At 32.9% G+C, this 11,865-nt stretch carries 11 protein-coding genes; 10 read left to right on the top strand and 1 reads right to left on the bottom strand.

Annotated features, from left to right (window positions below):
* Window positions 1–99: 99 nt before the first annotated feature.
* The 6 genes from pilM to C7954_RS04530 all read left to right on the top strand — a co-directional run bounded on the left by pilM (window position 100) and on the right by C7954_RS04530 (window position 5,524).
* The gene (pilM, locus tag C7954_RS04555; protein ID WP_134058851.1) at window positions 100–816 is read left to right on the top strand and encodes a pilus assembly protein PilM; all 717 of its coding nucleotides are present in this window, start codon (window positions 100–102) and stop codon (window positions 814–816) included.
* Complete coding sequence (locus C7954_RS04550) at window positions 806–1,333, top strand: PilN domain-containing protein (RefSeq protein WP_110301292.1); 528 nt, start codon at window positions 806–808, stop codon at window positions 1,331–1,333. Before pilM ends, C7954_RS04550 begins: the two co-directional genes overlap by 11 nt.
* Window positions 1,326–1,874, top strand: a complete 549-nt coding sequence (locus C7954_RS04545; protein ID WP_089719187.1) for a type IV pilus inner membrane component PilO — start codon at window positions 1,326–1,328, stop codon at window positions 1,872–1,874. Before C7954_RS04550 ends, C7954_RS04545 begins: the two co-directional genes overlap by 8 nt.
* A 4-nt stretch (window positions 1,875–1,878) precedes the next feature.
* Entirely contained in the window at window positions 1,879–2,337 is a 459-nt protein-coding gene (locus C7954_RS04540) for a hypothetical protein (RefSeq protein ID WP_089716662.1), read from the top strand.
* Between the two features lie 34 nt (window positions 2,338–2,371).
* Entirely contained in the window at window positions 2,372–4,228 is a 1,857-nt protein-coding gene (locus C7954_RS04535; RefSeq protein WP_134058849.1) for a type II and III secretion system protein, read from the top strand.
* A gap of 78 nt (window positions 4,229–4,306) precedes the next feature.
* The gene (locus C7954_RS04530; protein WP_089655036.1) at window positions 4,307–5,524 is read left to right on the top strand and encodes an EAL and HDOD domain-containing protein; all 1,218 of its coding nucleotides are present in this window, start codon (window positions 4,307–4,309) and stop codon (window positions 5,522–5,524) included.
* Window positions 5,525–5,561: 37 nt separating this feature from the next.
* Here C7954_RS04530 and C7954_RS04525 read toward each other — a convergent pair whose 3' ends face one another.
* Window positions 5,562–6,314 carry a helix-turn-helix transcriptional regulator gene (locus C7954_RS04525; protein ID WP_223174459.1) on the bottom strand — a complete coding sequence of 251 codons (753 nt, stop codon included), beginning with the start codon at window positions 6,312–6,314 and terminating at the stop codon, window positions 5,562–5,564.
* 123 nt (window positions 6,315–6,437) lie between these two features.
* Here C7954_RS04525 and C7954_RS04520 point away from each other — a divergent pair, with 123 nt between their 5' ends.
* The 4 genes from C7954_RS04520 to ilvB all read left to right on the top strand — a co-directional run bounded on the left by C7954_RS04520 (window position 6,438) and on the right by ilvB (window position 11,862).
* Window positions 6,438–7,022 carry a hypothetical protein gene (locus C7954_RS04520; protein ID WP_134058846.1) on the top strand — a complete coding sequence of 195 codons (585 nt, stop codon included), beginning with the start codon at window positions 6,438–6,440 and terminating at the stop codon, window positions 7,020–7,022.
* A gap of 182 nt (window positions 7,023–7,204) precedes the next feature.
* On the top strand, window positions 7,205–8,086 hold the full coding sequence (gene ilvE / locus C7954_RS04515; protein ID WP_134058844.1) for a branched-chain-amino-acid transaminase: 882 nt from the start codon (window positions 7,205–7,207) through the stop codon (window positions 8,084–8,086).
* 53 nt (window positions 8,087–8,139) lie between these two features.
* Window positions 8,140–9,795 carry a dihydroxy-acid dehydratase gene (gene ilvD, locus C7954_RS04510; protein WP_089655040.1) on the top strand — a complete coding sequence of 552 codons (1,656 nt, stop codon included), beginning with the start codon at window positions 8,140–8,142 and terminating at the stop codon, window positions 9,793–9,795.
* A 393-nt stretch (window positions 9,796–10,188) separates the two neighbouring features.
* Window positions 10,189–11,862: a biosynthetic-type acetolactate synthase large subunit gene (ilvB, locus tag C7954_RS04505; RefSeq protein ID WP_089655041.1), complete on the top strand. Its 1,674-nt coding sequence runs from the start codon at window positions 10,189–10,191 to the stop codon at window positions 11,860–11,862.
* Window positions 11,863–11,865 lie beyond the last annotated feature (3 nt).

The raw sequence follows: 11,865 nt of genomic DNA, 5'->3' as shown, positions 1-11,865 counted from the left end.
TTCGAAAATACCAAAATTTATGGGAATTTAAAGGATTGTTTGCACAGCTTTATTTCATTCAGGGATGCTGCATGATAAAAAGTTGTAAAGTGGTGTTATATTATTATAAACGAGGAAAATGATCAGTATGAGCTTTTAGTGACAGGGATATCAAAAGATATTCTTAATGGTTATTTAGAGATATTTGATAATAATATGTTGAAAGTTGAGGTTTTCAATTTGGAAGATATGGCATTAATATCTCTACTAAGTAAAGATAAAAGATTAGAAAAACCAGCTTTAATTTTAGATGTTGGAGCTAGGAGTTCTAAAATTTTAATTGCTGCTGAAAATAAGTTTTATCTCAGTCGAGAAGTAGATACTTCAGGCGATAATTTTAGTAATTTATTTTTGAATGAAGAAAAAAGTCATGAAGAGGCTGAAATTGAAAAGAAAAAATTTGAGTTTTTTCCTGAGCAGGCAGAAGTTGAAGAAAAAAAATTTGATTTAATGCTTACAGATATTGACACTGCTGAAACAACACAGAAACGGGTAAAAGAGTTGGTAGATGAGATAATTTTTGAGATAAATCGTTCTTTAGAATATCATAATGAGAGAAATAAAGAAAATCCTGTTGAAAATATCTATTTAACAGGTGGCGGCTTATTATTAAATGGATTAACCAGCTATTTTAAAGAGCAGATAGATTATAAAATATCGATTATCGACCCCTTAAAAGAATTTGATTTCAAGAATGATGTCAAACAGATCAATAAACATTTTATGGCAACTGCCGCTGGTACTATTATTAGTGAGGTGATGCATAATGAGAGTTAACCTCCTTGAAAAAGATGATGGTGTAAAAATTGAATGGATGGAAATTGTAGTTGTCTTATTAATATTTTTAATTATTGCAGTACCAGCCTTAAATTATTATTTTAATTATTTAAAGGTTCAAAATCTTGAAAAACGCAGAAACGATTGGGAAACAAGATTAGAAGTGCTGCGTCCAGAGAAAGAATATTATTTTCAGTTAGAAGATGAAATTGCTAATTTTAAACTCCCAGAAAAAGTTGAACTAGAAAAATATACTACTGCACCATTTTTTATAGAATTTGCAAAAATAATTGGTGATAATATTACTTTTAATCGTTTAGATTACAGCAGAGGACAGATTCAAATTAATGGTAATGCTGAAACTATTAGATCATTATTAGATTTTAGTTCGCGTATTTTTAATTCAGATATTTTTTCTATTATTTCTTTAGAAAGGTTTAGAAAAAATGATAGCTTAGAATTTAATTTAATTGTGGAGCTAGATAATAAAGATAGAGGGGTGATTTATAATGAGTAATTTGTCTAAAAGAGAAAAAATACTACTTTTTATTTTATTTGTCACAGTAGTAATGGCTGCTTATTATTATTTGCTCTATCAACCTATCAAAGCTCATCAGCAGGATTTAGAAAATCAGATTACAAATATTCAAAGCGAATATACAGCTGTATTGAATAAAGTAAATCAAATTAATAGTTTAGAAAAAGAATTGGTTGAATTAAAAAAAGAAAGAGAAGAACGATTAGAAACAGTGGTTAGAGACGCTGAAGAGATTTTAGCTGCTGTTGATTATTTTGCCAGGGAAAGTAATGTTGATATCAGAAGTTATCAAAAAAGAAATACAGATAATGGTTATCCCTTTACTTTTGAAATTCAGGGTGGATATTTTGAATTACTATCCTTTCTTCAAATGCTAGATAACTGGGATTATAGATTAGTTGTAGAAAATTTGACTGCCAGTAATGTTCAGCAGCAGGAAAATTTAATTTCTTTAAATTTAAATTTATTTTATCATCAGTCAGATGAGTTAAGAGAGTTTATAGAAAATTCAGCGGGGTGATTTAATGAAGATTTTCAAATTATTATCTATCGTTATTTTAATATTAATGATTAATAGTACAGCTTCTGCTTTAGATCTTGATGTGGAAAGTGATTTAAACGAATTTGCAGCTGCAAATAAACTAAGTAGTACTCAAATTAAAAATTTAAAAAACCCATTTTTTATAGAAATAGAAACTGATGAAATTTCAGACGAAATTGCGACAGAGGAAAATTATCTCACAGAAGAATTTACTGCTGTTGAGGAGAGTAATCAAGTAGAAGAGACAGTTTCAGAACCAGAGATAGTAATTGATGGAGTAATAAAAGCTGCTAATTCTAGAATGGCTTTAATTGTAAGTTATAACCAGGATAAACATCTTCTTAAAATTGGAGATATGATGAATGGCTATAGACTATCTTCTTATCAAAATGGAGAAGCAGTATTTATAAAAAATGGCAGTTCCATTAGAGTTAAATATTAAAAAATTTGAGGCATATTGATTGGAGGCAAAGTAAATGATAAAAATAAAGAAGATTTCTTTTATTATTTTAATATTGGTTATATCTTTAACAGCAGCAGCATCAGCAGGACCCCAGGACAAAATAGAAGATATGAATTTCAGAAATGCTGATATTGTTGATGTGTTGAGAGCTATTGCAGAAGTGGCAGATGTTAACTTAATAACTGACAGCCAGGTTGTTGGTAATATTACTGTTCATTTACAGGATATTACTTTTGAAAAATCTTTAGATTTAATAACTAAAACAAGAGGATTAGATTATAAATGGGACAATAACACTGTAGTAGTTGCTCAGCCTGAAAAAATCGATCAAATCTATTCTAATTTAGTTACAGAGTTTGTCAAAGTTAACTCAAGTGACTTTGAGAATATAGGAATTATTGTTAAAGAAATATTTCCTGAAACATTAATTTCGATGGACATATCAAGAAGGCAGTTTATTATTAAAGGAGAGAGTAATCGAGTAGAAGAAATTAAAGAGATGATTAATAGGCTTGATTCTGCTAAAGTACTAAAAGGGAGTGGTGGAACAGATTTTGAAAATAGGGAAAGTGAAGAAACTAAACTATATAGTGAGAGATATACTGTTTTAAATGCAGATTTAGCTGATTTAGAATCAAAATTACGTATAGTTAATTCAAACTTAAATTTTCAGGTTAACCCTTTAACAGAAACTATAACGATAAGTGGAGAAGAAGAATCAGTTAAGAGTATTTTATCAATGGCTAAAACTTATGATCAGAGTTTGGAGCCTGAAACTCGTAAAATGAGAGTTGACTATATAGATACTGCACAAATAACTGAAATAATAAATAAATTTTATCCAGACATTCAACTTCATGTTAATGCTAAAAGAAAAGAAATTATTATTAATGGGGCAAAAAATAAGCTTGACGGAGTATCAGAGTTAATTAAAGAGATAAATACGCCGCAATATCAGGTTATTATTGAGACCAGGGTAGAAGAAATCTCCTCAGATTTAACTAGAGAAATTGGAATGAAATATTCTGATTCAATGGATGTAGGGATTGGTGATATTATAATTGAAAGAAATACAGATCTTGATAAAATAGAAGATTTAACTTATAAATGGCCTGAAATTTTTAAATTGTTAGACACATCTTCTGACTCTAAAACTTTAGCTAGACCCAGCTTAATGACTTTAAATGGCGAAGAGGCTAATTTATCAATAACTGACAAAGAACCATATGCAGTTCAAGAAGAAGATGATGATGGGGATATTACAACTACCTGGGAACATGTTGAAGCAGGAGTTAAATTAACTTTTACTCCCTGGATTACAGAAAATGATGAAATTGAACTTAAAATTGCACCAGAAGTGAGCAGCTTTTATGAAATTAATCCAGATAGATATTCAAATATAGATACTACACCACCTCCAGCTACTAAAACCAGGAGTGTAGAAACTACTTTGCGTTTAAATAATAATGAAACATTTGTAATAGGTGGCTTAATTCAGACTGATGGAGAAGGAAAAATTACTAAAATACCTCTTTTGGGTGATTTACCTATCTTTGGTGAACTTTTTAAATCTCGCTCAAAAAGTGAATCGACTAATGAGTTATTGATTTTTGTAACTCCAAGAATTATTAAATATGGAGAAGAAATTGAAAATCAGGATTATATCAGAGATGACAATGTAGAAGTAGATTCTGATACTGAAAATTCTTCAGCAGAAAAAACTAAAGCAGAAATAATAAATGAGTATTTACAGGAAAGCGGTAAAGAAAGAAAAGAATTATTAGACAGCCTAAGAAAAAATAATGATAAAAAAGAAAAAGAATTTGAAGGTCTAACTCCTGAAGAACTAGAATCTATATTAGCAAATTAAGATTAAAAAGAAGATTAATAAAACTGAAGTCTGGCTCATAAGCTGGGCTTTTCTTTTATAATCTTATGGGGTGATTAAATGATAGCTTTAGTGGCCAGACAACCTATACTTGATAAAAATTTAAATATTTTTTCATATGAATTACTATTTAGAGGTAAAGATTCAGAGAGTTTCAATGGAGAACAAGCAACTGCTCAAGTTATTATGAATACCTTGGAGTCTATAGGATTTACCAATTTAACTGAAGGCCAGCCAGCTTTCATAAATTTTACCGATGAATTATTAAAACAGGGAATACCTGATTTATTGGCACCTGAAATGGTCTATATTGAAGTCTTGGAAACAGTAACTGTAGATCAAAAGCTGCTTTCTGGGCTTGAAACTTATAAAGAAATGGGTTTTAAAATAGTACTCGATGATTTTGTTTTTTCTGAAGATCTAATTCCTTTAATAAAATTAGCTGATTACATTAAAATAGATTTTATAATTACAAAAGGTGCTGAACGAAAAAAAATAATTACTATCTGTAATCAATATAATTCGGATATTCAATATATTGCAGAAAAAGTAGAGACATACGATGAATTTTTTGCAGCAAAAGATATGGGATTTGATTATTTTCAGGGTTTTTTCTTTACTAAGCCTAAGATTATAAAGGCTAAAAAAATCAATTCTTATTCTTTTACATTTTTTAAAATGATGAAAGAATTAAATAAAGATGATCCTAAAATTAAAAAAATAGAAGAAATAATTAAGTCAGATTTGTCAATGTCATACAGTTTATTACGAATTATAAATTCTGCCCATTACGGCTATGATGTTAAATCTATTCGACAGGCAATAGTTTTATTGGGTGTAGACAGGTTGAGGAAGTGGAGTCTTTTATATTTTCTAAAAGGTCTTGATAATGAAAAGCCAGATATTTTATTTAAAACAGCGATTTTAAGGGCTAATTTTGCAGAATCTTTAGCAGGTTATTTTGGAGATAATAGAGGAGAAAACCTATTTGTTTTGGGCTTATTATCTGTAATAGATGCTTATTTAGATAGAAAATTAGAAAATATTTTAGCTGAAATATCACTTTCAAATAATTTAAAAGAAGCGTTAATAAAAAGAGAAGGCCAACTAGGGGATTTATTATTATTTATTGAAGCTTTTGAAAAATTAAATCTAAAAGAAGCTGAAAATTATATTGAAAAATATTCAATTAATTATGGAATGGTTTTTGATAATTATTCTACCGCTCTAGAAAAGACTAAAGAGATAGTTGAAGCTTTTGAAAATAATAAATTATAAAAAAGAGATAAGCTTAAATTTAGCTAATATCTTTTTCTTATTTATAAACTAGGGCTACCAGTTCCGTCCTATTATGCACCTCAGTCTTATTAAAAATATGGCTGAGGTGTTTTTTGACAGTATTTATTGAAATAAACAGTTCATTTGCAATTTCTTCATTAGTTTTACCAATTAAAATCAATCTTAAAACATCTTTTTCTCTTTTACTCAAATTAAAGTTTTCTACTTTATTTTGAATTAGGTTTTCTTCTTTTCTATTATTTAAATTTCTTAACTCTTCAATTTCAAATAATTTATTTAAATGATTGCTGCTGTGTTTAGCTAGAATTTTTAGATAAACTAGATCTCTAATAGTGAAATTATTATCTTTATTTGTTCTAAAAAGGCTAATTGTACCTAAAAGTCTCTGCTCAGCATGGATATCAATTCCACAGGAATAATAAAGTCTATTTTTAGCTAAAAAATCATTAAAGTATTCAGTATTGATCCACCATTTATAGTCCATTAATTGAGTACTGATAATAGGTTCCTGCTGGTCAAATGCAAGGTTTCTAATATCATCAAGCTGCCAGTAGTAATCATTATATGCTTTTAAAACACTATCGCTAATATTAAAACAAACTGGATCTCCTATTAATTCTTTTTTTTCATCAAAAAGAAAAAAATTAGCAGCATAAAATGGAATAAGTGGATTTAGTTCTTTAAGAAAATAGTATGAATATTTATGTAAGTTAATTATTCTACCCGTTCTATAAATAAAGTCAATAATTTCTTCCCAGTTAATTTCCATTGAGATCCCCCTAAAAATTACACTTTTGGGTAATACTAAAAGTTTCTAGAAAATGCTATGATAAATATATAGTTCAGGATAATCGACAAAATTCCTGCAAAAAAAATAAGGGGGGGAAGTTTTATGTCAAAAAAATTATTTGCAGTGGGGATAACATTATTTTTTATTTTTTCTTTAAGTAGTGGAGTATTTGCTCAGATAGGTGATTATTACGGTTTGCAGTCTATGTTAATTTCAGATTGGCAGCTGGATTATATTAGACCAATTGATCCAGATGAACTAGAAAAAGGAGAATTTAGATTTGCTCCGATAATTGGTAGAGTCAATAATGATTATGAGAGAAATGATCTTAACGGAGATTATAGCTATGACTATGATAACAATACAATGGCCTACATGTTAGTTTTCGATTCTAAATTTACGGAAAAACTATCACTTCATTCCAAGTTCATTTATCAACCATGGGAAGATTATAGTTATACTAATTTTAGTAACGATAGTTTTGAAAGTCGCTCAACTCTAACAGATTTATTTTTAAACTATGAAATGAAAGAAGATAAGATATTGTTTTTTGGTTATAACAGAGCTTTAAGTAAGAGAAAAGAATATGATAGTGATAATATTTTAGAAGATGAAGAAGAAGATACAAACAATATTTATTATTTAGGTTTGGAAATTCGCGGTTCATTCTCCGGTGGGAAAGAATAAATATTTATTTAAAAGGCTCCCTCAATTGGGAGTTTTTTTCTTTGCTAAAACTTGACTTTTTAAATATTAAACTATATAATTTATAACCAATACATATCTTAAATAAAATGCTATCTTTATAATTAAAAAATAATTATAAGTAGTAAAAGTAGAATTATAACATTTTAAGGAGGACAAACGTAGTGAGTAGAAATATTTATCTTAACGGAGAAATTGTCCCTGAAGCTCAGGCGAAAATTTCAGTTTTTGACCATGGTTTTCTCTATGGTGATGGGATTTTTGAGGGGATTAGAGCCTATAACGGCAGGGTGTTTATGCTTGATCAGCATATCAAGCGCTTATACCAGTCTGCCAAAACAATTATGCTGGATATTCCTTTAACCAAAAAGGAAATGGAAGCAGCAATTTTAAAAACAATCAGGGCCAATGAATTAAGTGATGCTTATATCAGAGTAGTAGTCTCTAGAGGAGAAGGAGATCTTGGTTTAGACCCGCGTAAGTGTTTGGAACCTACAGTTGTTATTATTGCCAGTGCAATTCAGCTTTATCCAGAAGAATTATATAAGACAGGCTTAAAATTAGTAACAGTTCCAACTCGTAGGAATGGACCAGAGATGGTTAATCCCAGAATTAAATCTTTAAATTATTTAAACAATATTATGGCCAGGATAGAAGCCAACCAGCAGGGAGCACCTGAGGCCATTATTTTAAATACCGACGGTTATGTAGCAGAGTGTACAGGAGATAATATCTTTATTATAGAAGAAGATACAATCACAACTCCACCAAGGTATGCAGGTATTTTAAAAGGAACCAAAAGAGAAATAGTGCTTGCAGCAGCAGCAGAAATGGGATTAGAAGTCAAAGAAGAGCTATTTACAAGGCATGATCTCTTTAATGCAGACGAATGTTTCCTAAGTGGAACTGCAGCTGAGGCAATACCCGTAGTAGAAGTTGACGGTAGGGTAATTGCAGACGGCAGTGTAGGCGAAAAAACAAAAGCTATTATTGCCAGATTTAGAGAAATCGCCCAGACAACTGGAACAGAAATTTATAATGATTAATTAAATATAATGATGCTTTTCAAGAAGAAGTGAGCAGCAATAGGAGGAATATAATGAGAAGTGACAAGATTAAAAAAGGTATAGAAAGAGCTCCACATAGATCCCTGCTTTATGCATTGGGGCTTGACGATGATGATTTAGATAAACCAATGATTGGGATTGCCAATTCGGCTAATGATATAATTCCTGGTCATAAACACCTGGATAGAATCAAAGATGCTGTAGAACACGGAATTACAGCAGCTGGAGGTACAGCTTTAACCTTTTCCACTATTGGTGTCTGTGATGGAATTGCCATGGGTCACAGCGGGATGAATTACTCTCTAGCAAGCAGAGAAATTATTGCGGATTCAGTTGAAGCAGTAGTTAACGGCCATCAGCTGGATGGTCTGGTTTTAATCCCAAACTGTGATAAAATTGTTCCTGGAATGATGATGGCAGCAGCCAGATTAGATATTCCGGCAGTTGTAATCAGTGGGGGACCAATGGAGCACGGCAGCCGCTGTGGAAAGGCAATTGATCTTCACAATGTATTTGAAGCAGTAGGCTCAGTTATCTCCGGTGAGATGGAAGAAGAAGAACTAGATCAGATTGCACGTTCGGCCTGTCCGGGAGTCGGATCCTGTGCGGGAATGTTTACAGCTAACTCTATGAACTCTCTCGCAGAGGTTTTAGGGCTGGCATTACCAGGTAATGGAACAATCCCTGCAGTTAAGGCAGACCGAATCAGGTTGGCTAAAGCAGCAGGTAAAGCGGTAATGAAGCTTGTTGAAAAAGATATTCGTCCTTCTGATATTTTAACAGAAAAGTCTTTTGCCAATGCAATAACTGTTGATATGTCACTTGGATGTTCAACAAATACAGCTCTACATTTACCAGCAATCGCCCATGAAGCGGGTATTGATTTACCCTTAGATAAATTTAACGAAATTAGTGATCAGGTTCCACATATCTGTTCTCTAACCCCGGCCGGTAAAAACCATATGGAAAATCTAAATGCAGCCGGCGGGATTCATGCAGTGATCAATGAGCTGGTTAAAGGTGATTTAATCAACTTAGATACAGTTACTGTCACCGGTAGATCACTCAAAGAAAATTTAAAAGCAATTAACTTTGTCGATCATGAGATTATTCGTTCTTTAGATAATCCTTACCATGACCGGGGGGGTCTGGCAATTCTAAAAGGTAACCTGGCACCTGAGGGTTCAGTAGTAAAAAGAGCAGCAGTCGCTCCTCAGATGATGGAACACCGCGGTCCGGCAAGAATCTACAATAGTGAAGAAGAATCAATTGCAGCTATCAATAACGGCGAAATTAAGCCGGGTGATGTAGTAGTCATCAAAAATGAAGGTCCAAAAGGTGGTCCGGGAATGAGAGAAATGCTTTCTCCAACCTCTGCCTTAGCAGGAATGGGCTTAGATGATAGTGTAGCTTTAATTACCGACGGACGTTTTTCTGGAGCAACCAGAGGTGCAGCAATCGGCCATGTTTCTCCTGAAGCAGCTGCTGGAGGACCAATCGCAGCTTTAGAAGAAGGAGATATCATCCACATCGATATGGATAAATTTATTCTGGAAGTAGAATTATCAGAAGCAGAATTAGCAGCCAGAATGGATAAAGTAGAACCTTTTGTACCTGCTGTCAGCGGTTATTTAAAGCGTTATGCAAAATTAGTTGGCTCAGCTTCCAAAGGAGCGGTCTTGGATTAAAAGCTTAAAAATGCTTTGATAATTGATAAATATCCAAAAAAATTAAAGATATTTTCAAAAAATGATTGATAAAAAGAAATAAATTTAGTATAGTGTACAATATAAATAGAATATTAAATGAAGTTATAGAATAGCAAGTAGTCGAGAAGGGTTGGCTTCATTTAAGAATTTTATAAATTGAGATTTTAGGGGGTAGTCTATCCAGCTGGCTTTTAGCCGGGAACTGCTCCAAACAAAACTGAAACAAACTATATCTGCTCAGCAGGAGAAGTTTATTCAATTTTCAGTAAATTCTCAAGTATGAATTCTTAGATATTTTTCTGCCCTGAATAATTGTGTTCAGGGCTATTTTTATATCTACTTATTTTTCAAAATTACAGCGGAGGTGAATTTATGCCAAAATTAAATGGTGGGGAAATAATCGTTGAATCCCTCAAGCAAGAAAATGTTGACGTTATATTTGGATATCCAGGCGGTGCTGTTATTAATCTTTATGATGCTTTATATAACTCAGGTTTAAAACACTATTTAGGAAGACACGAGCAGGGAGTAGTTCATGCAGCAGATGGTTATGCCAGAAGCAGCGGGAAAGTAGGGGTTTGTATTGCAACTTCCGGGCCAGGTGGAACCAATATGGTAACAGGACTGGCAAATGCCTTTATGGATTCAGTTCCTTTAGTTGCTTTTACAGGTCAGGTTTCAACCTCAATGCTGGGGAAAGATTCTTTTCAGGAGGCAGATATCACAGGAATTTCTTTGCCAATTACCAAACATAACTTTTTAGTCACTGATGTAGAAGAACTGGCAAAAACAATCAAGGAGGCTTTCTTTATTGCTAAAACAGGCAGACCGGGGCCGGTACTGATTGACCTGGCTAAAGATGTAACCCAAAAAGAGGCCGAATTTAATTACCCGTCTAAAATTAATTTGCCGGGCTATAGGCCTAGTTTTGAAGGACACCGACTGCAGGTTAACAAAGCGGCTAAGGCCATCAACGAGGCTAAAAGACCGCTGCTCTATGTTGGCGGTGGGGCTATAATCTCCGGTGCTGAAAAAGAGATCAAAGAGCTTGTTGAAAGGGCAAAAATACCAATAACAACAACTCTAATGGCTTTGGGAATCTATCCTGAAGATAGAGAATTAGCGCTGGAGATGCTGGGAATGCACGGAACTCAATATGCTAACCGGGCAACCTTAGAAACCGATCTAGTTATTGCAATAGGTGCCCGTTTTGACGACCGAGTTACCGGCAAATTAGATGAGTTTATAGCTCAGGCCGATATTATCCAGATTGATATTGACCCGGCGGAAATAGGTAAAAACTTGGATGTAGAAATACCGATAGTCGGGGATGTTAAAGATGTACTGCAGGAGATACTTCCCTTTATCGAAGAAAAAGAAAATGGGGAATGGCAGGATAGAATTAGAGAGCTCAAGGAAAAATATCCTCTAAGATATAATGATGATGATGATTCAGAAGTGATTAAACCACAATATTTGATGGAAGAAATTGATAAGTACACAAATGGTAATTCAACAATAGTGACTGAAGTTGGTCAGCATCAGATGTGGGCTGCTCAGTATCATAAATATAAAAAACCAAGACAATTTATCAGTTCTGGTGGTTTAGGAACGATGGGATTTGGCCTTCCGGCTGCAATTGGAGCTCAAATTGGACAGCCTGATGAGCAGATTATTTTAATCGCCGGTGATGGAAGTATTCAGATGAATATTCAGGAGTTGGGTACAATCCAGACCTATAATGTCCCGGTTAAAATAATTATCTTTAACAACAAATATTTGGGAATGGTCAGACAGTGGCAGGAAATGTTTTTTGAAAAGCGATATTCTTCCACTAAAATTCCGGCACCTGATTTTGTTAAAATGGGAGAAGCTTATGGAATCTGGTCTAAAAGAGTTGAGAAGAAATCTGAGCTTAGTGGGGCAATTAGAGAGGCTATGGAACTTAAAGGACCAGCAATCTTAGATGTTCATATACCTGAAGAAGAAAATGTTTATCCAATGGTACCGGCAGGAGCCGGCTTAAAAGATATGATAGGGGGATAATTT

Origin of the sequence: Halanaerobium congolense (genome assembly GCF_004366375.1) — a bacterium.
Lineage (GTDB): Bacteria > Bacillota > Halanaerobiia > Halanaerobiales > Halanaerobiaceae > Halanaerobium > Halanaerobium congolense.
The sequence above is the reverse complement of the archived record's forward strand: the minus strand, read 5'-3'. Positions and strand labels throughout refer to the sequence as shown.